Origin of the sequence: Streptomyces sp. NPDC000075 (assembly GCF_040301925.1) — a bacterium.
Taxonomy (GTDB): Bacteria; Actinomycetota; Actinomycetes; order Streptomycetales; family Streptomycetaceae; genus Streptomyces; species Streptomyces polychromogenes.
Window position 1 is genome coordinate 1 of sequence record NZ_JBEPFL010000012.1, and the last position, 23,595, is coordinate 23,595.

Annotated in this window: 15 protein-coding genes and 1 rRNA gene; 7 read left to right on the forward strand and 9 right to left on the reverse strand. The window is 74.7% G+C overall.

Going from position 1 to position 23,595, the window contains the following annotated elements:
- Nucleotides 1-88 (reverse strand): 16S ribosomal RNA (locus ABT403_RS16145); the annotation flags it as partial.
- Between the two features lie 693 nt (nt 89-781).
- Between ABT403_RS16145 and ABT403_RS16150 the strand changes: the two genes are divergently transcribed.
- Both ABT403_RS16150 and ptsP read left to right on the forward strand, forming a co-directional pair.
- The gene (locus tag ABT403_RS16150) at nt 782-1,231 is read left to right on the forward strand and encodes a PTS sugar transporter subunit IIA (RefSeq protein WP_344159780.1); all 450 of its coding nucleotides are present in this window, start codon (nt 782-784) and stop codon (nt 1,229-1,231) included.
- 86 nt (nt 1,232-1,317) lie between these two features.
- Nucleotides 1,318-2,988, forward strand: a complete 1,671-nt coding sequence (ptsP, locus tag ABT403_RS16155; protein WP_344159777.1) for a phosphoenolpyruvate--protein phosphotransferase — start codon at nt 1,318-1,320, stop codon at nt 2,986-2,988.
- Between the two features lie 129 nt (nt 2,989-3,117).
- Here the strand turns inward: ptsP and ABT403_RS16160 are convergent, their stop codons facing one another.
- Together ABT403_RS16160 and ABT403_RS16165 are read right to left on the reverse strand one after the other, a co-directional pair.
- Nucleotides 3,118-4,065 (reverse strand): DUF8829 domain-containing protein, encoded by a 948-nt coding sequence (locus ABT403_RS16160; protein ID WP_344159774.1) that lies wholly within the window; start codon nt 4,063-4,065, stop codon nt 3,118-3,120.
- Nucleotides 4,066-4,135: 70 nt separating this feature from the next.
- A complete protein-coding gene (locus ABT403_RS16165; protein ID WP_344159771.1) occupies nt 4,136-6,112 on the reverse strand; it encodes an acetoacetate--CoA ligase in 1,977 nt (658 codons plus the stop codon).
- 208 nt (nt 6,113-6,320) lie between these two features.
- Here ABT403_RS16165 and ABT403_RS16170 point away from each other — a divergent pair, with 208 nt between their 5' ends.
- On the forward strand, nt 6,321-8,669 hold the full coding sequence (locus tag ABT403_RS16170; protein ID WP_344159769.1) for a glycoside hydrolase family 31 protein: 2,349 nt from the start codon (nt 6,321-6,323) through the stop codon (nt 8,667-8,669).
- Between the two features lie 792 nt (nt 8,670-9,461).
- Nucleotides 9,462-11,138 carry a serine/threonine-protein kinase gene (locus ABT403_RS16175; RefSeq protein ID WP_344159766.1) on the forward strand — a complete coding sequence of 559 codons (1,677 nt, stop codon included), beginning with the start codon at nt 9,462-9,464 and terminating at the stop codon, nt 11,136-11,138.
- Here the strand turns inward: ABT403_RS16175 and ABT403_RS16180 are convergent.
- Entirely contained in the window at nt 11,129-11,638 is a 510-nt protein-coding gene (locus tag ABT403_RS16180) for an NUDIX domain-containing protein (protein ID WP_344159763.1), read from the reverse strand. The two genes, ABT403_RS16175 and ABT403_RS16180, sit on opposite strands and share 10 nt — an antisense overlap.
- Before the next feature lie 122 nt (nt 11,639-11,760).
- Here ABT403_RS16180 and ABT403_RS16185 point away from each other — a divergent pair, with 122 nt between their 5' ends.
- Nucleotides 11,761-12,210 carry a Zn-ribbon domain-containing OB-fold protein gene (locus tag ABT403_RS16185; RefSeq protein WP_344159760.1) on the forward strand — a complete coding sequence of 150 codons (450 nt, stop codon included), beginning with the start codon at nt 11,761-11,763 and terminating at the stop codon, nt 12,208-12,210.
- Nucleotides 12,207-13,397 (forward strand): lipid-transfer protein, encoded by a 1,191-nt coding sequence (locus ABT403_RS16190; protein ID WP_344159757.1) that lies wholly within the window; start codon nt 12,207-12,209, stop codon nt 13,395-13,397. Before ABT403_RS16185 ends, ABT403_RS16190 begins: the two co-directional genes overlap by 4 nt.
- A 218-nt stretch (nt 13,398-13,615) precedes the next feature.
- On the opposite strand, the gene ABT403_RS16195 is transcribed toward ABT403_RS16190, so the two are convergent.
- From ABT403_RS16195 to ABT403_RS16210, 4 genes are read right to left on the reverse strand one after another with little or no spacing between them, the layout of a single operon-like run.
- A complete protein-coding gene (locus tag ABT403_RS16195) occupies nt 13,616-14,242 on the reverse strand; it encodes a GTP-binding protein (RefSeq protein ID WP_344159754.1) in 627 nt (208 codons plus the stop codon).
- Nucleotides 14,223-14,675 carry a DUF742 domain-containing protein gene (locus ABT403_RS16200; protein WP_344159751.1) on the reverse strand — a complete coding sequence of 151 codons (453 nt, stop codon included), beginning with the start codon at nt 14,673-14,675 and terminating at the stop codon, nt 14,223-14,225. The genes ABT403_RS16195 and ABT403_RS16200 overlap by 20 nt, the downstream gene beginning before the upstream one ends.
- A gap of 10 nt (nt 14,676-14,685) precedes the next feature.
- The gene (locus ABT403_RS16205; RefSeq protein WP_100865124.1) at nt 14,686-15,123 is read right to left on the reverse strand and encodes a roadblock/LC7 domain-containing protein; all 438 of its coding nucleotides are present in this window, start codon (nt 15,121-15,123) and stop codon (nt 14,686-14,688) included.
- A complete protein-coding gene (locus ABT403_RS16210; RefSeq protein WP_344159745.1) occupies nt 15,120-18,026 on the reverse strand; it encodes a sensor histidine kinase in 2,907 nt (968 codons plus the stop codon). Before ABT403_RS16210 ends, ABT403_RS16205 begins: the two co-directional genes overlap by 4 nt.
- A gap of 338 nt (nt 18,027-18,364) precedes the next feature.
- On the opposite strand from ABT403_RS16210, the gene ABT403_RS16215 reads away from it, so the two are divergent.
- Nucleotides 18,365-18,709 carry a hypothetical protein gene (locus tag ABT403_RS16215; RefSeq protein ID WP_344159743.1) on the forward strand — a complete coding sequence of 115 codons (345 nt, stop codon included), beginning with the start codon at nt 18,365-18,367 and terminating at the stop codon, nt 18,707-18,709.
- Between the two features lie 48 nt (nt 18,710-18,757).
- Here the strand turns inward: ABT403_RS16215 and ABT403_RS16220 are convergent, their stop codons facing one another.
- Nucleotides 18,758-23,566 (reverse strand): hypothetical protein, encoded by a 4,809-nt coding sequence (locus ABT403_RS16220; RefSeq protein WP_344159740.1) that lies wholly within the window; start codon nt 23,564-23,566, stop codon nt 18,758-18,760.
- Between the last annotated feature and the right edge of the window lie 29 nt (nt 23,567-23,595).

The following is a 23,595-nucleotide window of genomic DNA, read 5'->3' on the forward strand; positions in this document are numbered from 1 at the left end:
TCCACCCCGAAGGGCTTCATCGTTCGACTTGCATGTGTTAAGCACGCCGCCAGCGTTCGTCCTGAGCCAGGATCAAACTCTCCATGAATGTTTACCGGTAATCCGGTGCACACGCACGAAAGAGCGGGTCAGCCTTGGTCGGAATATGACCGACTGACCACAACGTCCTCGCTGTGTTTGTCGCCTGCCAGTGCCCGAAGGCCCGACAGGTCTTTTCAAAGGAACCTCATCCACCGGAGTGGACGGGGTATCAACTTCTGGCGTTGATTTTTGGCACGCTGTTGAGTTCTCAAGGAACGGACGCTTCCTTTGTACTCACCCTCAGCGACATTTGCTGGGGCTTTCCTCCGGGCTTTCGTTCTTGCGATTCAGACTCTATCAGAATCTTTCTCGCTCGCTTTCCAGGTCCTTCGCTTTCGCGTTTTCCCTTTCCGGCGTTTCCGACTCTATCAGTGCTTTTCCTTCTCTCCGACCACCCTCCGTCGCGCCGAAAGGGCGCGTCGAAAAGGAGTGGAGATCGAGATCGTCACTGCTTGAGGAGGAGTCCCGTCCATCGACTGTTCGCGAGATGTTCACGCAACACGTCTCGGCGGGAGTCACGACAGTACAGGCCCCGAGGGGCGCAGGCAAATCCATTCACGCGTATGGTCTAGTCCACCGGTCTAGTCCACTAGTCTCCGTGTCGACGGGTCCACCCGGGTCGGGAACCGGCATCGGGCGAACCCGTACAAGCTGTGCAATATCCTTCACACGAAGAAGCCCCACCCCCTGGGAGGCCCCCATGACCAGCGTGACGTCCCCACTTGCCGGACGCGCCATCGGACTCGCGGCAGTGCCCGACCCGGTGTTCTCCGGCGCGATGGTGGGTCCCGGCACCGCCATCGATCCCGTGCGTGAGCCCTCCGCGGCGGTGTCCCCCGTCGACGGTGTGGTCGTCTCCCTGCACCCGCACGCGTACGTCGTCGTCGACGCCGAGGGCCACGGTGTGCTGACGCACCTCGGGATCGACACCGTGCAGCTGAATGGCGAGGGCTTCGAGCTGCTCGTCAACAAGGGCGACACGGTGGTCCGTGGCCAGGAGGTCATCCGCTGGGACCCGGCTGCCGTCGAGGCGGCCGGCAAGTCCCCCGTGTGCCCCGTCGTGGCGCTCGAGGCGACGGCCGACTCGCTCTCCGGCGTGGTCGAGTCCGGGGACGTCAAGACCGACGACGTCCTGTTCGGCTGGCAGTAAGACCTCAAGGCGTCCGCCTGCTCCCGCGGGCGAGTCGGACATCCACCGCGGCGGCTGCGCCCGCCGCTCAATCGGAGACGGGTGAAATGGAGACAACGCTGCGAGGCGTCGGCGTGAGCCACGGTGTGGCGATCGGCGAGGTGCGGCACATGGGTACGGCCGTACTGGAGCCGCCGGCGAAGCAGATCGCCGCGGACGAGGCGGAGCGCGAACAGGGGCGCGCCCGTCAGGCCGTGGAAGCCGTGTCGGCCGACCTGATGGCGCGCGGCCAGCTGGCCGGTGGTGAGGCCCAGCACGTGCTGGAGGCCCAGGCGATGATCGCCACGGACCCCGAGCTGATGTCGGACGTGGACCGGCGGATCGTCGTCGGCAGCACCGCCGAGCGCGCCGTCTACGACGCGTTCGCCTCCTACCGCGACCTGCTCGCGGGGGCCGGCGAGTACATGGCCGGGCGGGTGGCCGACCTGGACGACGTGCGCAACCGGATCGTGGCGCGCCTGCTGGGCGTGCCGATGCCGGGTGTGCCCGACAGCGACGAGCCGTACGTGCTGATCGCGCGGGACCTGGCCCCCGCGGACACCGCGCTGCTGGACCCCGCGCTCGTGCTCGGCTTCGTGACCGAGGAGGGCGGGCCGACCAGCCACAGCGCGATCCTCGCGCGGGCGCTGGGCGTGCCGGCCATCGTGGCGCTGCCGGGTGCCGGGGAGATCGCCGAGGGCACGGTGATCGCCGTGGACGGCAGCACCGGTGACCTGTTCGTCGAGCCGACGGCCGAGAAGCGGGCCGAGCTGGAGGCCGCGGCGGCCGAGCGGAAGGCGGCGCTGGCCGCCTCCTCCGGTCCGGGTGCCACCTCCGACGGGCACAAGGTGCCGCTGCTGGCGAACGTGGGCGGGCCGTCCGACGTGCCGGCCGCGGTGGAGGCCGGTGCCGAGGGCGTGGGCCTGTTCCGCACCGAGTTCCTCTTCCTGGACGACAGCAAGAAGGCGCCGTCCGAGGAGAAGCAGATCGAGTCGTACCGCAAGGTGCTCGAGGCCTTCCCCGAGGGCCGTGTGGTCGTGCGCGTCCTGGACGCGGGCGCGGACAAGCCGCTGGACTTCCTGACGCCGGCGGACGAGCCGAACCCGGCGCTGGGCGTACGCGGTCTGCGGACGCTGCTGGACCACCCGGAGGTGCTGCGGACGCAGCTCACGGCGCTGGCGAAGGCAGCCGAGGGGCTGCCGGTCTACCTCGAGGTCATGGCCCCGATGGTGGCGGACCGGATCGACGCCAAGGCGTTCGCGGACGCCTGCCGCGAGGCGGGTCTGGTGGCGAAGTTCGGTGCGATGGTGGAGATCCCCTCCGCCGCGCTGCGGGCGCGCTCGATCCTGCAGGAGGTCGAGTTCCTGTCGCTGGGCACGAACGACCTCGCGCAGTACGCCTTCGCCGCCGACCGTCAGGTGGGTGCGGTGTCGCGGCTCCAGGACCCCTGGCAGCCCGCGCTGCTCGACCTGATCGCCATGTCGGCCGAGGCCGCCAAGGCGGAGGGCAAGAGCTGCGGTGTCTGTGGTGAGGCCGCTTCGGACCCGCTGCTGGCCTGTGTGCTGACCGGTCTGGGTGTGACCTCCCTGTCGATGGGTTCCGCCTCGATCCCGTACGTGCGGGCGACGCTCGCGAAGTACACCCTCGCGCAGTGCGAGCGCGCGGCCGCGGCGGCGCGGGCGGCGGACAGCGCCGAGGAGGCGCGGGTGGCCGCGCAGGCGGTGCTGTCGGGCGAGTAGCCGGGCGCGTGCCGGAGCGATCGAGGGGCCTTCGCCGTGGGCGGGGGCCCCTCGGTCGTCTCCGTGTGCGTGTCCGTATCCGTGCCCGGCTCCGTGTTCCGGGGCGGGTCAGGTCGGGGCGGGTCGGGGTCAGTCGTGGGGGCCGGGGCTGTCCACCTCGTAGCCGGGGCAGTATTCGACGCCCGGTTCGGGGGCGACGGGGTCGCCGGTGTCGGCGTCCGTGCAGTAGGCGTCGAACACGGCGGCGGCGGAGAGGGCCAGCAGGCGGCCGCGGTCCAGGCGCCAGCCGTGGACGCGGTCCTGGAAGCCCTCGGTGGTGCTGCGCAGGACGAGCCCGCCGGGGCCGCCGAGGGCGAGGCCGGCGGCCAGGACGGTCACGAAGTCGAGGTGGTCACGGCCGTCCGTGCGGGGCGGTCCGCCGGGGTCGGCGGGTGCCTCGGCGTGCAGGACCGCGATGAGCTGTTCCTCCTCACCGGGGACGCTGCAGACGAGGTGGTGCCGGCCGGGTCCGGCTCCTTCGAGGAGGCGGAGCAGGAGGGCGGAGGCCCGTTCGAAGGAGGCGCGGCCGATGTCCTCGCCGCAGTCCGCGCATTCCCCGACGCCGGTGAGCAGGGCGCCGGCGTACTCCCGGGTGGCCTGGCGGACGGCCGCGTCGACGAGGAGGGGGACCAGTTCCTCCACGGGCTGGCCGGTGTAGGGCAGGGCCGGGCCGCAGGCCAGTTCGGCGGTGAAGCGGGTGCGGGCCGGGGCGCTGTCGGGGTCCAGGCCGTGGTCGGCGCAGTAGTCGGCGTACTCGTCGGGGTCGAAGAGGGCGACGGTGGTGTGGATGCCCTGGGCCGCGAGGGAGCGGAGCAGGGCATCGACGTGGCGCAGGTAGCCGGCGTAGTCGTCGCGGTGGCCGAAGGCGAAGCTGGGGTAGTCCCGCATGGCCGCGAAGTCCCGGGCGTCGGCGAGGACGCCGACGGTGCTGGGGACTTCGCGGCGCAGCTCACGGCGGAGGCGGGAGGTGGCGCTCCGGGTGCGTGACGGGCGGGGCCGCGAGGTGTCCGGTCGTGAGGTGTCGGGTGTGGTGTTCATGGTTCCCCCTGAGTGGTGCGCCGGTGGGCGCGACGGCTTGCTCACTCACGGTAACCATGACCACTGACAGTCACTTCCGGCTGCGGCCGAGCTCCTCGTAGAAGGCGAGCAGGTCCGGGTTGTCGACGGAGCCCGGGTTGACCGCCTTGGCCAGCGGGGTGCCCTGGAGGAGACGCTTGACGGGGACCTCGATGCGCTTGCCGGTCAGGGTGTGCGGGACGGCCGGGACCTCGATGACCTCGTCGGGGACGTGGCGCGGGGAGAGCTGTTCGCGGATGGTGGCGGCGATCTTCTTGCGCAGGGCCTCGTCGAGGACGGCTCCGGGGGCGAGGTGGACGAAGAGCGGCATCCAGTAGCCGCCGTTCGGCTCCTCCAGGCCGATGACCAGGGACTCCTTGATCTCGGGGAGGCGTTCGACGGCCTCGTAGATGTCGGCGGAGCCCATCCGGACGCCCTGCCGGTTGAGGGTGGAGTCGGAGCGGCCGTGGATGACGACGGAGCCGTGGTCGGTGAGGGTGATCCAGTCCCCGTGGCGCCAGACGCCGGGGAACATCTCGAAGTAGCTGTCGCGGTAGCGGCTGCCGTCGGCGTCGTTCCAGAAGTGGATCGGCATGGAGGGCATGGGGGCCGTGACGACCAGTTCGCCGACCTCGCCGGTCAGGGGCTTGCCGGCCGGGTCCCAGGACTGGAGGTCCGTACCGAGGCAGGCGGCCTGGAGTTCGCCGATGTGGACCGGGAGGGTGGGGACGGCGCCGGCGAAGCAGCTGCACACGTCGGTTCCGCCGCTGACGGAGGCGATCCACAGGTCCTCGGCGACCTCGTCGTGGAGCCAGCGGAAGCCGTCGGGCGGGAGCGGGGAGCCGGTGGTGGCCACGCACCTGACGGAGGAGAGGTCGAAGTCGCGGGCCGGGTGCACCTCGGCCTTCTTGCAGGCCATGACGTAGGCGGCGGAGGTGCCGTAGAGGGTGGCCCGGGTGCGTTCGGCGATGCGCCACTGGGCGCCGGTGTCGGGGAAGCCGGGGCTGCCGTCGTAGAGGACGACGGTGGTGCCGGTGAGCAGGCCGGAGACGAGGAAGTTCCACATCATCCAGCCGGTGGAGGTGTACCAGAAGAACCGGTCCTCGGGCCCGAGGTCGCAGTGCAGGCCGAGCTGCTTGAGGTGTTCCAGGAGGATCCCGCCCTGGGACTGGACGATCGCCTTGGGCGCGCCCGTGGTGCCGGAGGAGTAGAGGATCCACAGCGGGTGGTCGAAGGGGACGGCCTCGAAGACGGGTTCGACGTCCGCGGAGGTCAGCTCCGACCAGGCGCGGGTGCCCTCGGGGGCGGGGGTGCCCAGGAGCGGGATGTGGACGACGGCGCGCAGCGACGGCAGGCCCGCGCGCAGCTCGGCCACGGTGTCGCGGCGGTCGTGCTGCTTGCCACCGTAGCGGTAGCCGTCGACGGTGAACAGGACGACGGGTTCGACCTGCTCGAAGCGGTCGAGGACGCTGCGGGCGCCGAAGTCGGGGGCGCAGGAGGTCCAGACGCCGCCGACGGCGGCGGTGGCGAGGAGGGCGACGACGGCTTCGGGGATGTTGGGGAGGTAGCCGCTGACGCGGTCGCCGGGGCGTACGCCGAGGGCGCGGAGCTCGGCGGCGAGGGAGCCGACCTGGCGGCGGAGCTCGGCCCAGGTGACGGGGGCCGGCTCGTGGGTCTCGTCGACGTGGAGGAGGGCGGGGTCGGCGGCCCGGTCCGGGTCCTCGGCGGCGCGCAGGGCGTGCTCGGCGTAGTTGAGGGTGGAGCCGGTGAACCAGCGGGCGCCGGGCATGGTGCGGTCGGCGAGGACGCTCTCGTAGGGGGTGGTGAACCGTACGTCGAACCACTCGGCGACGGCCTGCCAGAAGGTGTCGAGCTCGTCGACGGACCAGCGGTGCAGCGCGGGGTAGCCGCCGTCGGCGGGGGCGTCGAAGCGTTCGGCCGCCCAGGCCTGGAAGGCGGTGACGCGGGCGGCGGCGATCCTGTCGGGGCTCGGGGACCAGAGGGGTTCCGGCTGGGTGGCTGAGGTCATGGGTCGGCTCCCGGTCAAGTCTGTGGCTCGCGCTTCGTGTGCGTACGGTGCCACCGCTGCGTCGGTGTGCGCGCGGCGGCTCACAGGGACGATGCCATGTGATCGACATCCGCACCAGAGCCGTCCCCGGCGGCCCGGGTTTCCTTCGCGGGTGAACGGCGGCTGAACGCCGCCCGCTCGGCGGGGGGCCGGTGGCAGGGTGACCGTCATGGACGGTCGTGAGCTGGTGCGTGCGGTGAAAGAGATCGGTACGGCGCGCGGGCGGCGCGCCTGGCGTGCGGCGCTGCGCCACCGCCGGACGGACGCGGAGGGGCTGCTTCCGCGGGGGCCGGAGCGGGCCCGGGTGCCGGGGCTGCTGGAGGGTACGGAGCCCCGGCCGGGCGGGGGCGTGCTGAGGTTCGCGCGCAGTGAGCTGACGGTGCGGATCGGCATGGGCGGCGTGGTGTTCTGGGGCTGGGACGGGGCCGGGCCGGAACCCTCGTACGCGGTACTGGGCGGGGGGCCGGAGCCCGATCCCCGGGCGTCGCTGGAGCCGGACACGGGGGGCGGCTGGCGGGTGGTGTCGGAACGGGTGACGGTGGCGGTGTCCCGGCACGGCGCGGTGGAGGTGCGGACCCCGGGCGGGGCGGTGCTGCGGCGGGAGCTGCCGCCGCGCTGGTGGGATCCGGCGGAGGGGGCGGCCGCAGGCGGCTCGCGGTGGCTCCAGCGGGCCGAGGTGGCGGCGGACGCCCGGTTCTTCGGGCTGGGCGGGCGGGCGCGGGGGCCTCGGCTGCGGGACGGGGAGTACCGGCTGTGGAACACCGACCCGAAGGGCGGGTTCGGGCCGGGCACCGATCCGCTGTACATCACGATGCCGGTGCAGGTGGTGGTGGCGGACGCGGGGACGCACCTGGCGTTCTACGACAACACCTGGGACGGGCGGTTCGTGCTGCGGGAGGGCGAGGAGGGTGCCGGTTCGGGGGCGGACCGGCCCGGGACGAGCGAGCTGCGGCTGGAGGGCGGTCCGGCCCGGTGCTGGGTGCTGCCGGGGACGCCGGCGCGGGTGGCGCAGGGGTGGGCGGGGCTGACGGGGGCACCGGCCGTGCCGCCGGAGTGGGCGCTGGGGTACCAGCACGCGCGCTGGGGGTTCGGGAGCGGGGCGGAGGTGCGGCGGGTGGTGGCCGGGTACGCGGAGCGGGGGCTGGCGCTGTCCGCCGTGCACCTGGACATCGACCACTACGACGGGCACCGGGTGTTCACGGTGGACCGGGAGGCGTTCCCGGATCTGCCAGGGCTGGCCGGGGAGCTGGGCGGGGCCGGGGTGCGGCTGGTGTCGATCGTGGACCCGGCGGTGAAGGCGGGGGACGCGGTGCACGCGGCGGGGCTGGAGGTCGGGCCGCACGGGGCGTTCGTACGGGACGGGCGCGGGCGGGAGGTGCGGGGGGAGGTCTGGCCGGGCGAGTGCGCCTATCCGGACTTCACGGATCCGGCGGTGCGCGAGTGGTGGGGCGGGCTGTACGCGGAGCGGCTCGCGCAGGGTTTCTCCGGGTTCTGGCACGACATGAACGAACCGGTGTCGTTCGCGCCGTGGGGGGACGCGACGCTGCCCCGGTCGGCGCGGCACGTGCTGGAGGGGGCGGGCGGGGACCACCGGGAGGGGCACAACGTGTACGCGCTGGGGATGGCGCGGGCGGGGTGGGAGGGGCTGGTGCGGCTGCGGCCGGCGGAGCGGCCGTTCCTGTTCTCCCGGTCGGGGTGGGCGGGGATGCAGCGGTACGGGGGCACGTGGTCCGGTGACGTGGAGAGCAGCTGGGACGGGCTGCGGGCGTCGCTGGCGCTGGTGCTGGGGCTCGGGCTGTGCGGGGTGCCGTACTCGGGACCGGACGTGGGGGGTTTCGGCGGGAGGCCGTCGCCGGAGCTGTACCTGCGGTGGCTGGAGCTGGGGGCGTACCTGCCGCTGTTCCGGACGCACTCGGCGATCTGGGCGGGGCCCCGGGAGCCGTGGGAGTTCGGGCCGCGGGTGGCGGAGGGCGCGGGGCGGGTGCTGGCGGAGCGGGAGCGGCTGCGGCCGTACTTCGTGACGCTGGCGCACCTGGCGCGGCGGACGGGGGCGCCGTACGTGCGGCCGCTGTGGTGGGGGGCGCCGGAGGACCGGCGGCTGCGGGACTGCGAGGACGCGTTCCTGCTGGGGGACGCGCTGCTGGTGGCGCCGGTGCTGGAGTGCGGGGCGGACCGGCGTGCGGTGCGGCTGCCGCGGGGGCGCTGGTACGACACGGCGACGGGGGCGGCGCACGAGGGGCCGGGCCAGGTGCTGCTGGACGCCCCGCTCGGGCGTACGCCGGTGCTGGCGCGGGCGGGGTCGGTGCTGCCGGTGCGGCGCGCGGACGGCTCGGTGGGCCTGGAGGCGTGGGCCCCGGCGCGGGGGCGGACCGGGGGCGGGGTGGTGATCCGGGACCCGGGGGCGGGGTTCGAGCCGGGCGAGGTGGAGCGGTACACCGTGCGGTGGGCCGGGGAGGCGGTGGTGGTGGAGGACGAGGCGGGCGGAGCGGTGAGCGGGGTGGAGGTACGGGGGGTGTAGCGCCGGCCACCCTGCGCGGGGCCGGGGGGCCGGGGGGGCCGGGGGTGGGGGCCCTGGGCGGGGCCGGCGGCCGGATCCGGGGCGTCGGCGGGGCCCGGGGGGGCGGTGGCTGGTGGCTGGTGGGCGGGGTTCGGTGGGCGGTGGGCGGGACCCGGAGCCCGGGGTGTCGGCGGTACCCGGTCGGCGGGGTCCGGTGGGCGGGGTTCGGTGGGCGCGGGCCGGTGGGCGGGGTCCGGGGGGTGGGCCGATGGGCGCGGGCCGACGGGCGGGGTCCGGGGGGCCGGGAAGCTGGGCGGGATCCGGGGGGCCGGGAAGCTGGGCGGTCGGGGGGCCGGCTGCGGGTGGCCGGGCCGTCCCCGCCGCCGGGTCCGGCAAGCCAGGAGGCTACGGGGAGGGCGGCTGCGGGTGGCCGGGGAGTTTCCGGGTGTGGGGGCGTCGGGGTGGGCTTGGGCGTGCGGTGCTTCGGGGCCGGGCGGTGCGTGGCGGTCGGGGGGGCTCGCGAGCGTCCGCCGGAAGGTCGAAGGGGGCCCCACGCCGACGGCGCCGGTTCCGGAGGAGGTGTGGGCTTCGCGCGTGACGGGTGGTGCCACCGATCGGGGCCAAGGCCGGGGTGGTCGGCGTGGTGCGGGCCGGTCACGAGGCTCCGGCCGCGATCATTTCGTCGCAAGGTCAGACCGCACCTCGCCCCCGCCGGGGCGGGAGCCTCGTGGTCGTCGCCCTGTCCCACACGGCCGACGGGGCGCACCGGCGACCTGTGACCGCCCACGCCCCGGGACTCCAGGGAAGGCACGCATGACAGGGATGGACGATGCCGCCGGCCGGGTGATCGCCGGGCGCTACCGGCTCCAGCGCAAGCTCGGCGCCGGCGGCATGGGGCGGGTCTGGCTCGCCCACGACCGGGAACTGGCGTGTGACGTCGCCATCAAGGAGATCGCCTTCCCGCCCGGCACCCCCAGGGCGGAGCTGGAATCCCGGATCACCAGGGCCCGCGGCGAGGCACGGCACTCGGCGCGGCTGCGCGGCAACCCCCACGTGGTCACGGTGTACGACGTCGTCGAGGAGGAGGGCCTCCCCTGGATCGTCATGGAGTACGTGCCCGGCGCGAGCGATCTGGGCCAGGTGGTGGACGAGCACGGTCCGCTGTCGCCGGCCGAGACCGCGCGGATCGGTCTGGCCGTGCTCGACGCCCTGTCCCAGGGCCACCGGCTCGGCATCCTCCACCGGGACGTCAAGCCCGCCAACATCCTGCTGACCGGTCCCGTCACCCAGGGCTCGTCCACCGGGGACGGCGGGCGCGTCATGCTGGCCGACTACGGGATCGCGCTCCAGCAGGACTCCGGTGAGCCCCGGCTCACCTCGACGGCCGGAGTGATCGGAACCCCCCGCTACCTCGCCCCGGAGCGCGCCCGCGGATCGGCGCCGACGCCGGCGGCGGACCTGTTCTCGCTCGGTGCCACGCTGTACTTCGCGGTCGAGGGCCACGGTCCCTTCGACCGGGATTCCGACGTGTCCAGCCTCACCGCGCTGCTCTTCGAGGAACCCTCACCCCCACGGCACGCCGCGGATCTGGCACCCGTCCTGCTGGGGCTCCTGTCGAAGGATCCCGGGCAGCGGCTGGACGGAGACACGGCGACGCGTCGTCTCACCCCGCTCGCCACAGAGCCCCGGCGCGCCCCCGCACCGCCCCCGCAGGAGCCCCCCACCCGTGACGTCCCGCCGCCCGCCCAGGAGCCGACGCGCACCGCTCCCCCTCGGCCGCCGGCCCGGACGGAGCCCGCGCCGCCCGTCCCGCCCGAGACGGAGAAGTCCTGGCCCCGACCACCCGCAGAACCACTCCCGACGCGCCGGAACGGGCCGGGCAAACCCGGTGGGCGTCTGTCCCTCAAGGTCCGGTTGATCGTCACCCTGACGGCTGCGGCGGTGGTGATGCTGATCGCCGGCATTCTGTGGGTGAACCTCCCCTTCGTCAAAGACGCGGTGAATCCCTCGAACACCACCAGTCCGGCCGACGGCGGCGTGAATGCCTGGGCCAAGAGGTTTTGCGACCCGGCCCGGCCCCAGCTTCAGAAGATCAGCGACGCCAACGCCGCGATGCAGCGCATGAGCGGAGCGGGCGACAAGCCGGCAGACGTCAAAAGGACCGACTCCCAGGCGTTCCAGCAGCTGTCGGAGGGGTACGGGGCGCTGAGCACCGCACTCCGGAACGCGGGCGCCCCGCCCGTCAAGGACGGCGTGGCGACCCAGCAGGGCGTCGTCAAGGCGTACCAGGACAAAGCCGCCGCCTACGCGGACGCGAAAAGGAAGATCGACGCACTCGACACGGATGACCAGGTGAAGTTCGCGGACGGTCTCCGGGCGATCGCGGGCCAGTTGGACGGTGTCGGCACGTCGAATGACAGCGCCGAGCGGAAGCTCACGTCCGGAGAGACCGGCGCGGCGATCTCCGCCCAGCCCGGCTGTCAGGTGTAGGCGCCCGCGAACCAGGAGGCGGCGGCCTGGGTGTGGAGGGGGAAGGCCAGTTCCGTCGGGGTGTGCAGGAGGTGCCAGCCCGTCGTCTCGTCGGTGGGCTTCGAGGGCGGGAGGGCGGAGGCCGGGCGGGTGGGCAGGAGGCCGAAGACGAGGAGGTGGCCGTGCGGGGAGCTGAGGACGTCGGCGAGGGCCACCTCGGAGGCCCGGGCCTCGATGCCGGTCTCCTCGCGGAGTTCGCGGGCCACGGCCTCGCGCCAGTCCTCGCCGAAGTCGACGAACCCGCCCGGCAGGGCGACGCCGCCCCTGGCCGGTTCGATGGTGCGGGTGATGACCACCAGGCCGGTGCCGGAGGCGTCCTCGACGGGGAGCAGGGCCACCGCCACCGGGAGCGGGTTGCGGTAGGCGACGGTGGCGCACGCGGGGCACGCGCGGGGCCAGTCGGTGGTGTCGAACGGCGCTCCGCAGGTGGAGCAGTGCGAGTCCCTCAGCTGTGCCGGCATGGGGTGATCGTATGCCAAGGGCCTCCGGGGCGCGGCCGGTTGGGGCCCCTTCCCGCTGTGCGGCCGGCGTTCGGCGTGGCAGACTTCTGACGGATCGTCAGGTTCGGGTTTCGGGAGGGGTCTTGGCACGCACACGTACACCCGTGGTCGGGGGTTGGTTCGCCGATACGCCCGGCGGCTTCCGCCTGCTCGGTACGCGGTGTTCCGCCTGCACGGCGGTGTTCTTCCCGCGGGAGGACGCGTACTGCCGCAATCCGCACTGCCCCGGCGGCGGTGCGCTCGCGGAGGTGCCGCTGTCGCCGCGCGGCCGCGTCTGGTCCTACACCGACGGGCGCTACCGGCCGCCGGCCCCCTACGTGTCCGACCCGGACGCGCCCTGGGAGCCGTACACGCTGGTCGCCGTGGAGCTGGAGGCCGAGCGGATGGTGGTGCTCGGGCAGGCGGCGCCCGGGGTGACCGTGGCCGACCTGGCGGTCGGCATGGAGGTGGAGGTGGTCGGCGGGGTGCTCGACGAGGACGCCGGAACCACCTGGACGACCTGGCGGTTCAAGCCGGTGGAGGGGGCGCTGTGAGCGGGGACGTGGCCATACTGGGGGCCGGTATGCACCCGTGGGGCAAGTGGGGCCGGAGTTTCGTCGAGTACGGGCGGGCGGCCGCCGCGGCCGCGCTCGCCGACGCCGGGCTCGACTGGACCGGCGTGCAGTCCGTGGTGGGCGCCGACACCGTGCGCGGCGGGTACCCGGGCTACGTCGCCGGGGCCACCTTCGCGCGGGCGCTCGGCTGGCAGGGGGCCCGGGTGACCAGCGTGTACGCCGCCTGTGCCTCCGGGGCCCAGGCCATCGGGACGGCCCGGGCGCAGATCCTGGCCGGGCTGGCGGAGGTGGTGCTGGTGGTGGGCGCGGACGCCGCGCCGAAGGGGTTCTTCGCCCCGGCCGGGGGCGACCGGCCGGACGATCCCGACTGGCTGCGGTTCCGGGTGCTCGGGGCGACGAACCCGGCGTACTTCGCGCTGTACGCGCGGCGCCGGATGGCCCTGTACGGGGACACCGGGGAGGACTTCGCGCAGGTCAAGGTGAAGAACTCGGCGGCGGGGGCGCTCAATCCGAACGCCCGCTACCGCAAGGCGGTGACGGCCGGGGAGGTGGCGGCGTCCGCGGTGGTCGCCGATCCGCTGCGGCTGCTGGACGTCTGCGCGACCTCCGACGGGGGCGCGGCGCTGGTGCTGAGCAGCCTGGACTTCGCCCGGTCGCGCGGGGTGGCCGACCCGGTGCGGATCCGGGCGGTGTCGACGGTGACGCCCACGTACCCGCGTACCGTGCTGGACCTGCCGGACATCGCGACCGATTCGGCGGTGGCGGTACGGCCGGCGGAGGGCTCCTTCCGGGCCTCGATCGCCCGGGCCGCGTACGAGGAGGCGGGGCTGGGGCCGGAGGACCTGTCGCTGGCCGAGGTGTACGACCTGTCGACCGCGCTGGAGCTGGAGTGGTACGAGGACATCGGCCTGTGCGGTGAGGGCGAGGGCGCCAAGCTCCTGCGGGAGGGGGCGACCGCGCTGGGCGGGCGGGTGCCCGTCAACGCGAGCGGCGGGCTGGCCTCCTTCGGGGAGGCGGTGCCGGCGCAGGCGATCGCCCAGGTGTGCGAGCTGACCTGGCAGCTGCGGGGGACGGCCGGGGCCCGGCAGGTGCCGGGGGCCCGGGTGGGGATCACGGCGAACCAGGGCCTGTTCGGGCACGGTTCGGCCGTGGTGGCGGTGCGCTGAGGCGGGGCGGCGGAAGCTGGCGGGGTGCCCCGACCACGGGGTGGGGCGGGGTCGTCACAAGTGCCGTCGCCGGGGTGCTTGACGCTCCCCGGTGGCGGGTTCACACTCTCCCCACGGTCCCGCGCCACGGCCCCCGGGACCCCCCGCAGCCCCCCATGAGAGCCGCGGCCCGTACCCCAGTCGGCGGGGGTACGGGCCGCCTCCACGCGCGGCGCCGGTCAGGCTCCGGCCGTCAGGCCGGCCCGGCGGGCCCGGGCCAGTGACATGGCGTGTTCCACGACTCCCACGAGCACGTCCTTGACCGACTCGCGGTCGCGGGCGTCGCAGAGCAGCACCGGTACCTCGGGGTCGAGGTCGAGCGCTTCGCGGATGGTCACCACGGGGTGGCGTTCCGCCCCGTCGAAGCAGTTCACCGCGATCAGGAAGGGCAGGCCGCGCCGCTCGAAGTAGTCGATGGCGGCGAAGCAGTCCGCGAGGCGGCGGGTGTCGGCGAGCACGACGGCACCGAGGGAGCCCTGCGAGAGCTCGTCCCACAGGAACCAGAAGCGGTCCTGCCCCGGTGTCCCGAAGAGGTACAGCACCAGGTCGTCGCGCAGGGTGATGCGGCCGAAGTCCATGGCCACGGTCGTGGTGCTCTTCTGCTCCACTCCCCCGGTGTCGTCGATGCCGACGCCGGGTTCGGAGAGCGTCTCCTCCGTCCGCAGGGGACGGATCTCGCTCACCGCACTGACCAGGGTGGTCTTCCCCACCCCGAAGCCTCCCGCGACCAGGATCTTCAGAGTCAGCGGTTCGACCGGCGAGACGGCATGCATCGCACCGGTGCGGCTAGAGCGCCCGAAGGCCATCGATCACCTCACGCAGAATGGATTCGTCGGGCAGTTCGGCCGGCGGTACCGGCCTGGTCACATGGACCAGCGCGTCGTCGACGAGGTCACCGATGAGGACCCGGACGACGCCGATGGCGAGGTCGAGGTCCGCGGCGAGCTCGGCGACGGACTGGGGGCGTTCCCGGCACAGCCCGAGGATGTGGGAGTGCTCCGGGGACAGGGTCAGGTCCCAGACCGGATCGTCGGCCGCCGGTTCGGCGACGACGAGGGCGATCAGGTCGAGGCGGTGCTGCGCGGCGGCGCGCGTCCGGCCGCGGGTCATGGCGTACGGGCGTACGACGGGCCCGGCTTCGTCGTCGAACCAGTGCGGGTGGCCGCTCCCGTGCGCCGTCGCGGGGGTGCCCGCGGACTCCGGGGAGGCCGGGAGGTGTTCGTGGCCTGGATCGCTCATACGGTCCGACTCACCCTCCGGCTGGCAGCCCGGTGCGCGGGGCGGTCGCCAGGTGGTCGCCGACGCGCTTGACCATGAGGGTCATCTCGTACGCGACCTGGCCCACGTCGGAGTCGGAGTCGGAGAGCACGGCCAGGCAGCTGCCGTCGCCGGCGGCCATGACGAACAGGAAGGCCTCGTCCAGCTCGACGACGGTCTGGCGGACCCGGCCGGAGTCGAAGTGCCGGCCGACGCCCTTGGCCAGGCTGTGGAAGCCGGAGGCCACGGCGGCCAGGTGCTCGCTGTCCTCGCGGGTCAGGTCCTTGGAGCTGCCCGTCGGCAGGCCGTCGCCGGAGAGCACCACCGCCTTGCGGATGCTGGCGACCTTGTCGACGAGTTCGTCGAGGAGCCAGTTGAGCGGGCCGGGGCCGCGGCCCCTGCTGTCGTTTCCGTTCTGCGGTGCGGTCATCGACCGTCCCCTTCGTTCTCGTGCGCGGGACCGGTGGCGGCGGGGGTGCCGGCCGTGGTCTCGGACTGCTGCGGTGCGTCGTGCTGCTGGGCTTGGCGTTCGGCGTGCTCCTTGCGCCCCGCCGTCCAGCCCCGCTGGAGGGCGGACATGCGGGCGCGTACGTCCTCCGCGTCGCGGTCGGTCGGAGGCGGCACGGGGGCTTCCTGCTCGGCAGGGGCCGGAGCGTCCTTCAGCTGGGGCGCGAGGCTGGCCTGGCGGACCCGGCGCGGCAGCCCGCCCGGGCCGGTCTGCGGCCGCTCCGGGGCCTTCACCCCGGCGGGGCGGGGGTCCACCCGGCGGCCGTGCTCGGCGACCAGGGTCGGGGTGGTGCGCCGGCGGGGCAGCGGGACCGTTCCGGAGCGGGGGCCGTCGGGGCGGACCGCGTCCAGGTGCGGGCGCTCGGCGCGGACGGGGCCGGTGGGCGTCTGGGGCTCCCGCTCGGCGCCCCGGGGACGGTCGGCGCCACCGCGGGGGCGGGTCCGGCCGGTGCCGGTCTCCGGGTCGGTGTCGCGGGCCCGGCCCCAGTCGCGGTGGCGGTCGGCGCCGTCGATCCGGTCGCCCTTCCAGGTGCCGCGCTCGGCGCCGCGCCGGTCGTCGGGGCGGCCCGCGGAGCCCAGGCCCAGCAGGGCGCTGCGCGGGGTGCCGCCGGGCGGGGTCTCGTCGTCGAGGGTGGCCATGGGCGGGCGGCCGCCGGCCCCGGCGATGCCGGTGATGGTGTCGTCGAGGCCGCCGAGGCCGTCGAGGCCCTCGGGCCCCTCCAGGCCGAGGAGGCCGAGCGGGCCCTCCAGCTCGACCGGGCCGTTGAGTACGCCCGCGGGGAGCGGGCGGGCCGAGGCGGCGCGGTCGAGGGAGGTGTGCGCGGGGCGGCCGGAACCCCTGGCGCCCTGGGCGGCCTTGACGCCCTTGACCGCGACGGGGCCCTTGGCGGCCCGTACGGCGTCGAGGCGGATGCCGCTGCCGTTGGTGTCGGGGGCCTCGGTGAGGAGATCGGCCGGGAGGAAGACCACCGCGGTGGTGCCCCCGTACGGGCTGTGCTGGAGCGCCACCTTGATGCCGTGGCGGCGCGCGAGGCGGCTGACCACGAAGAGGCCGAGGCGGTCGGTGTCGGAGAGCTCGAACTCGGGGGTCTCGGCCAGCCGGAGGTTCGCGTCGAGCAGGGCCTCCGGGTTCATGCCGAGGCCGCGGTCGTGGATCTCCAGGGTGAAGCCGTTGGCGACGCGTTCGCCGTGGACCTGGACGGCGGTGTGCGGGGGCGAGAACACCGTGGCGTTCTCCAGGAGTTCGGCGACGAGGTGGGTGACGTCGGCGACGGCCGGGCCTTCGATGCCGATGCGCGGCAGCCGGCGCACCTCGATGCGCTCGTAGTCCTCGACCTCGGCGACGGCGGCCCGTACGACGTCCATCAGCTGGACGGGCTTGCGCCACTGGCGGGAGGGGGCGGCGCCGGAGAGGATGACGAGGCCCTCGGCGTGGCGGCGCATGCGGGTGGTCATGTGGTCGAGGCGGAAGAGGTCGGCGAGCTCTTCGGCGTCCTCGGTGCGCCGCTCCATGGTGTCGAGCAGGGTCAGCTGACGGTGCAGCAGCACCTGGTTGCGGCGGGCGAGGTTGACGAACACCTCGGAGACCCCGCGGCGGAGCTCGGCCTGCTTGACGGCGGCCTCGACGGCGGCGCGCTGGAGGCTGTTGAGGGCCAGGCCGACCTGGCCGACCTCGTCCTTCTCGAACTCCAGGCGGGGCGCCTCGGTCTCCACGTCCACGGTCTCGCCGGCGGCGAGGCGGCGCATGACGCTGGGCAGGCGGACGCCGGAGGCCTCGTGGGCGTCCTTCCGCAGCTGCGAGAGGTCGCGGATCAGGTCGCGGCCGACGCGGACGGACAGGACGAGGGAGACGGCGAGGGCGATGAAGCCGAGGACGCCCGCGACGGCGGCCTGGACGAGGACGCCCTTCGCGACGGGTTCGACGCGCTTCTGGTAGCGGTCGCCGGCGGCGGTGCCCATGGTGGCGAGGTCGTCGAGGACCTTGCGGGAGGCCTCGTCCCACTGGGCGGCGGTGACGGTGCGCGGGTTCTTCCCGGCGCCGGCGGCGATGAACCGTTCCTCCGTGTCGCGCAGCGCCTTGCTGTCGGGGCCGTTCCAGTACTGCTCGAAGAGCTTGCGGTCGTCGGCCGGGAGGATCGCAAGGTTGAACTCGTACAGCAGGGAGCGGTTGGCGACGAAGGTGGAGACGTGGCGGACGTCGCCGGGGGTGACGTTGCCGGCGGCGAGGGCGGCGGCGATCACCGCGTCCTCGCGGGAGAGGGTCTCGCGGGCGCGGGTGATGCCGACGAGGGCGCGGCCCTGCTTGTCCATCTCCACGTTCTCCAGGGCGTGGAGGTTCATGAGGAAGTCGTAGCAGGGGTCGACGAGACGGCTGTAGAGGTCGAGGGCCTGGGCGGGGTCGAGGCTGCCGGCGTCGACGGAGCGGCGCAGGGCGGCGATGCCGTGGAAGGCGTCGAGGATCGAGCGCAGGCGCTGCCTGGCGCTGGAGCTGAGCTCCTCCAGGACCTCGGGGTCGGTCGCGTTCGCGGTGAACTTGCGGACCATCTCGTCGGTCGCGGTGCGGCTGCGGGTGAGCTCGGCGGTGGCCGCGGCGCCGCGGGGGTCGCCGACGACGACGAGGGTCTGGCGGCGCTCCTTCTGGATGACGCGGACGACGTCCTCGATGGGATAGCCGACCTTGTCGATGACGTACGCGACGTCGAGTAGCTGTACGGCCTCGCGGCCGGTGATCACCGTCGAGAAGCCCCAGAGGGCGGTCAGGGAGACGAGCGGCACCAGGAGCAACGCCACGATCTTCCGGCGGATCGACTTCCCGCGAAAGCGCATGGCCTCCCCAGCCTCCCCCAGCTCAACCCCCTTGCGAGGGGTCGGTGTTCCGTCGTTTAAACGGCGTGAGCCTACTACTGCCGGGGGGCGGGCTCGAAGGCGTGTCCGGACGTTTTCGGCCTGACCCCTGGACGAAGATCACGAGTTGTCCGATACTTCCGGTCAAGTCCGGCCCGATATGTGGCAGATGACACTCGGTGGGGTGTCGGTTCCCGGGACGGGAGGGATGGCTGGAACTCTCCGATCCGCAACGCGCGGGGGGCGGTGGCCCGTCCGGGATGCGGGAATCTCCCGGCGGGGCCGCTCGTTGGGCTCGGGGGGCGTGAGCGGAGCGGACCATGAGGATGTACGACGAAGAGGACGGATCGGTGTCCGAGGCGGCGGGGCGGGGCCTGTGGGTGGAGGAGCCGGCGCGGCGGCGGCGCCTGCCGGATCCGGTGCGGGCGTCGGCGGTGCGGGCGGTGCTGATCGTGGCGGTGACGCTGACGGAGGCGTCGGTCACGTTCTTCCTGGCCCTGACGGGGTCGTGGCTGGCGCTGCCGATGGTGATCCTGGGGATAGCGGGGACGGTGGTGGCCACGTGGGCCGTCCTGGACGTGTGGATCACGCGGCAGATGTGGCGTCAGCGGTACGGGGTGGTGTCGGAGCCGAGCAGCGCGGCCCGGGGGGACGAGGGGCGGTAGCCCTCCGGCGGGGCCGTGAACGGCCCCGCCGGCGCTGGTGGACCTCCGTCAGGCGGAAACCCCGCTGCGGCGGTACATGCGGGTCGCCGTGATCTCGCCGTGGATGGCTTCCGGCTCCTGGGTGGGCTGCGGGAGGCCCGGGCGGAGGTGTTCCTCCACGCTGATGTACTTCAGGCCCGCCCTCAGGTCCGCGTCGTTGCGCAGACGGATGACGAGGGGGAACTCCGCGAGGGCCGTCGTGTCGAAGAGGCCCGTCGTGTACAGGAGCTGGACGCCGAGGGCGTCGGAGACCGCCCGCTGGAGCTCCAGCAGGTACGTGGCGTTGGCGCGCCCGATCGGGTTGTCGAGGAACAGCGTGCCCGCGTGGCGGTGCTTGTCGCGGCCGCGGTCGTTGCTGCGGAGGGCCGCCATCGTGCAGTAGAGGGCGATGGCCGCGGTGAGCAGCTGGCCGCCGGAGAAGACGTCGCCCATCTGGCCGACCGGGACGCGTTCGGCACGCAGGACCGCGTCCGGCTTGAGGATCTCGACCGCGATGCCCTTGGGCTCCAGAGCGGCCTGGACGCCCCGCAGGAGCAGGGACATGCCGTCCCGGCGGCCTTCGCCGAAGGCGGCGTTCTTCCTGACGGCCGTGCGGGTGGCCTCGTCGATGACCTCGCCGAGCCGTTCGGTGAGGGTGGCCTGGTCCGGTTCCTCGAAGCGGATGCGCAGGAACTCCTGGCCCGACCACTCCCCGAGGCCCTCGGGGAGCTGGGACAGGCGCTGGGCGGAGCGGAGGGTGGCCAGGGCGGATTCGACGAGGCCGCGCAGGCGGTCGACGATGCTGTCCCGGTTGCGCTCCAGCTGCGCCAGCTCGTCCGTGAGGACGCGCAGCCGGGGCGCGAAGGCGGCCGCCCAGGCCGCGGCGTGCTCCGGGAGGGCGGAGGCGGGCAGCTCGCGGATCTGCTGGCGCGCGGGGGTGCGCACCTGCTCGTAGCGGTTGGCGTTGGCGTGCCGGACCAGGACGTCGCTCGCCTCGCGGACGGCGGCCTCGGCGGCCGAGAGGTCGGCGGCGCAGGCGCGCAGCGAGCGGCGGGTGTCGGTGGCGGACTGGCGGGCCTCCTCCAGGGTGCCCCGGTGGGCCGTCGGCTCCTGCTCGTCCTCGGGGTGGGTGTGGTCGCGCAGCAGGTCCCGCAGGAGGGCGGCGGTCTCGTCGAAGCCGCCGGCTCCCTCCTCGGCGGTGCGGTGGGCGCGCAGCAGGTCGGCGTGGGCGGCCCGGGCGCTCTCCACGGCGGCCGAGTGCGCGGCGAGCCGCGCGGTGGCGGCGCGCAGCAGGCCCTGGGCCTGTTCCACGTCGGCCGGGACCAGTTCCTCGGGCAGCTCGGTGTGCGCCTCGCCGTCGGCGGGGGCGTGCCGTTCGGCCTCGCCCCGCAGCCGGCCGAGCTGCTCGCTCGCGGCGGAGGCACGGGACTCCAGCATCTGGACGAGGGCCTCGGCGCGGGCGGCGGCGGCCTGCCGGGAGGGGCCGTCGGCGCCGTCGGTGCCTTCGAGGAGCTGGGCGGCGCGGGTGCGGACCTTGTTGGTGAGCCGGTCGAGCTCGGCGAGGGCGGCGCTCTCGTCGCTCTCGGCGCGGGCCTGTTCGGCGCGCAGGTCCGCGCCGACGCCGACCTTCTCGTACACCCGGGAGGCGGTGCGGTAGGCCTCGCGGAGGTCGGGCAGGGGCGCGCGCGGGCCCTCGCCCTCGGGGAGCTGGTCGGGGGCTCCGGCGATCTCGGCGCGTTCGGCGCGCAGGGCGCGGGCGGTGCGGCGGGCGTCGTCGGCGGCGCGCTGGGCGGCGCGGCGGTCCTCGTCGGCGGCGCGGGCCCGGTCCAGGCAGGCTTCGGCGCGGGCCTCGGACTCGGCGGCCTCGTCGGCGAGTTCGCGGACCCTGGCCTGCCAGCCGGAGCGCTCGCGCAGCCGGTGGGCGAGGCCGGCGAGGGCGTCGGCGGCGCGGCGGGCGCGCTGGGCGGTCTCCTGGCGTTCGTCGCGGACCCGGGCCGCATCGGCGGCGGCCTCGTCGGCCTCGGCGCGTACGGTACGGGCCTCGGCGAGCTCGGCGTCGGTCTCCTCGGCGAACGCGCGGGCGGCGGCGGCGTGTCCGGCCAGCTCGGCGAGGCGGCCGGGCGGGCAGCCGGTGCGCCAGGAGGCGAGGCGGGCGGCGAGTTCGCGGTCGCCGGCGAGCCGGGCGGCCAGCTCGCGGATCTCGGTGTCGCGGGCGGTGGCGCGGGCGCGCAGGGCCTGGCGTTCCTCGTCGGCGGCGTGCTCGTCGTGCATGGCCGGGTTCGGCGGGACGAGGAAGACCGCGTCGGAGCCGTCGGCCGGCGGTACGGGTGCCAGCAGGGCGGCGGCGGTGCCGACGGCCACGGTGGAGCGCGGCAGCAGGGCGGCGCCGGAGAGCACCTCGCGGGCCCGGCTGTGGGTGTCGGGGTCGGTGATGACGACGCCGTCGACGAGCTCGGGGCGGGCGGCGAGGACGGCGGCGTGGTCGGCCGGGGCCACGGACTGGGCCAGGTAGCGCCAGCCGGGAAGGGCCGGGATGCCGTGTTCGCCGAGGTACTCGACGGTGGCGAGGACGTCCGGGCCGGGCGGGAGCAGGCCGCCGTCGCCGAGGGCGCCGAGGATGCGGGCGTCGTCGGCGGCGGCGGTGCGCAGCTCGAACAGCTGGCGTTCGGCCGAGCCGACGGTGCCGGCCAGGAGTTCGGCGAGGGTGTCGGCGTTGCGGTCGAGGTCCTCGGCGGTGAGCCGTCCGGCGGTCTCGGGGTGGCCGGGCGCGGCGGATCCGCCGGGGCCGCCGGCGGCCTGCGTGGCCGTGCCCGGCGCCCCGGCCCGCGCGGCGGCGCCGGAGCCGGCGCCGTCGCCCGTGGCCGTCCCGGCCGTGCCGTGGGCCGCCGGTCCGGCCGCGTGCCGGGCTCCGGCCGGCGTGCCGGAACCTGCGGGTGCGGCGGCGGATCCGGCGGCCCGGCCCTCGCGCGGGTGCGGGAGGAAGGTCTCGGGGACCGACGGGAGGCCCAGGAGCTCCGCGAGGCGCGGGGAGGCGGCCAGGGAGGCGGCGGCGCGCTCCTCCGCCGCGTGGGCGGCCTCGGCCGCGTCGGCGGCGTCGGCGGCGCGGGCGGCGGTGAGCTCGGCGCGGGATTCGGCGGCGGCGGCCTCGCGGGCGGCTTCGGCGGCGGAGCGGGCGGCCTCGCGGGACTCGTCCCAGGCGGCCACGGCGGTCTTCTCGGCGTCGCTGGCGGCGAGCGCGGCGCGGGCCGGGTCGGCGTCGGGGGCGGTGTCGTCGAGCCAGCCGGCGCGGACGGCGTCGGCGGTCTCCTGCTCGACCTCGGCGAGGCGGGCGCGCAGGTGCTCGGCCTCGCTGCGGGCGCGCTGGGCGGCGGTGGCGGCGGAGGTGGCGTCGCGGTGGGCGGTCTCGCCGAGGGCCTGGAGCTCGGCGGAACGCTCCTCCTCCTCGTTGGCGGCCTGCTCGCCCTGCTCGGCGGCGGTGTGCAGGGCCCGTACCAGCTCGGCGGCGGCGGTGGCGCGGGCGGCCAGCGCGGGGGCGGCGTCCCGTTCCGCCTCGCGGATCGCGGCGGCGACGCGGGCGGAGCGGTCGGCTGCGGCGCGGTGGCGCAGGACGGTCTCGGCGGCCTGCCAGGCGGAGTGCAGGGTGCGGGCTTCGAGGAGTTCGCGGCGCTGGGCGGCGGCGGCCTTGTCGGCGACGGTCAGGGCCAGCGAGGCGTGCCGGTAGGCGAGTTCGGCGGAGACGGCGGCGCTGCGGGCGCGCTGCTCCTCGGCGGCGGTGACGGCGTGGGCGGCGCCGGTGACCTGCTGGGCGAGGTCGGCGGCGCGGCCGCGTTCCTCGGCGGCGCGGGCGGAGAGCCGGCGGGCGAGGGTACGGGTGCGGCGTTCGGCGCCGGCGTGGACGTCGCGCAGCCGGGCGCGGGTCTCGGCGGCCTCCACGATCCGGGTGAGGAGGTCGACGGAGCCGGCGGTGAAGTCGCGTTCGGCCATGAGCTCGGCACGGCGGCCGAGCTTGTTGCCGAAGCCGTGGACCAGGTCGGCGAGGCCGTCGGTGTCGCGGGTGTCGGTGACGGCGCGCAGCAGCAGGTCGGTGAAGTCGGAGTCCTTCTTGACCGCGAAGAGTCCGGCGGCCTCGCCCTCGTCGGCGTTCATCTCACGCTGGTAGCGGAAGAGTTCGGGGTCGAGGCCGAGTTCGGTGAGGTGCTCGTTCCAGCGGTCGTGGATCTCCTCCCAGGACACCTCCAGGTGCGGGTAGGCCTTGCCGGCCTCGGTGATCGCGTCGCGGAAGCCCTTCATGGTGCGGCGGCGGCCCTGGGCCCCGGAGGCGCCCTCGACGGGCGGGCGGACGGAGGTGGCCTCGGCGACGGGGAGGCTGTCCAGGCTCAGGCCGGGGCCGGGCCGGAAGGAGTACCAGGCCTCGGCGAACTTGCGGGGGTCGTTGGAGACCTGGCGGCCGCGCCATTCGCTGACCTTGCCGACGACCACGCACTCGCCGGTCTGGGTGTGCTGCCACTCCAGGGCGACGTGGCCGCAGTCGTCGGCGAGCAGGAACTTGCGGAGCACACCGGAGCTGGCGCCGCCGAGGGTGTTGCGGTGGCCGGGGAGCATGACCGAGAAGATCAGCTTGAGGAGGACGGACTTGCCGCCGCCGTTCTCCAGGAAGAGCACGCCGGCGGGCGCCGGGCGGCGGGGCGGGCCGGTGGGCTCGTCCTCGAAGAACTCCGCCTGGGTGGGCGCCGGGTGGGGTACCGGCTCGCCCACTCCGCGCAGGTCGAGCACGGTGTCGGCGTAGCGTGCGCCGGCGGGCCCGATGGAGTAGAGGCGGATCCGGGACAGCTCGTACATGGCGGCGGACTCTCGTTGCTTCTCGGTGT

Coding starts and splice junctions, on each gene's coding strand:
- ABT403_RS16220 (WP_344159740.1), bottom strand. CDS start 23,566: ATGTACGAGCTGTCCCGGATCCGCCTCTACTCCATCGGGCCCGCCGGC.
- ABT403_RS16215 (WP_344159743.1), top strand. CDS start 18,365: ATGAGGATGTACGACGAAGAGGACGGATCGGTGTCCGAGGCGGCGGGG.
- ABT403_RS16205 (WP_100865124.1), bottom strand. CDS start 15,123: ATGACCGCACCGCAGAACGGAAACGACAGCAGGGGCCGCGGCCCCGGC.
- ABT403_RS16180 (WP_344159763.1), bottom strand. CDS start 11,638: ATGCCGGCACAGCTGAGGGACTCGCACTGCTCCACCTGCGGAGCGCCG.
- ABT403_RS16170 (WP_344159769.1), top strand. CDS start 6,321: ATGGACGGTCGTGAGCTGGTGCGTGCGGTGAAAGAGATCGGTACGGCG.
- ABT403_RS16150 (WP_344159780.1), top strand. CDS start 782: ATGACCAGCGTGACGTCCCCACTTGCCGGACGCGCCATCGGACTCGCG.
- ABT403_RS16175 (WP_344159766.1), top strand. CDS start 9,462: ATGACAGGGATGGACGATGCCGCCGGCCGGGTGATCGCCGGGCGCTAC.
- ptsP (WP_344159777.1), top strand. CDS start 1,318: ATGGAGACAACGCTGCGAGGCGTCGGCGTGAGCCACGGTGTGGCGATC.
- ABT403_RS16200 (WP_344159751.1), bottom strand. CDS start 14,675: ATGAGCGATCCAGGCCACGAACACCTCCCGGCCTCCCCGGAGTCCGCG.
- ABT403_RS16160 (WP_344159774.1), bottom strand. CDS start 4,065: ATGAACACCACACCCGACACCTCACGACCGGACACCTCGCGGCCCCGC.
- ABT403_RS16195 (WP_344159754.1), bottom strand. CDS start 14,242: ATGGCCTTCGGGCGCTCTAGCCGCACCGGTGCGATGCATGCCGTCTCG.
- ABT403_RS16210 (WP_344159745.1), bottom strand. CDS start 18,026: ATGCGCTTTCGCGGGAAGTCGATCCGCCGGAAGATCGTGGCGTTGCTC.
- ABT403_RS16165 (WP_344159771.1), bottom strand. CDS start 6,112: ATGACCTCAGCCACCCAGCCGGAACCCCTCTGGTCCCCGAGCCCCGAC.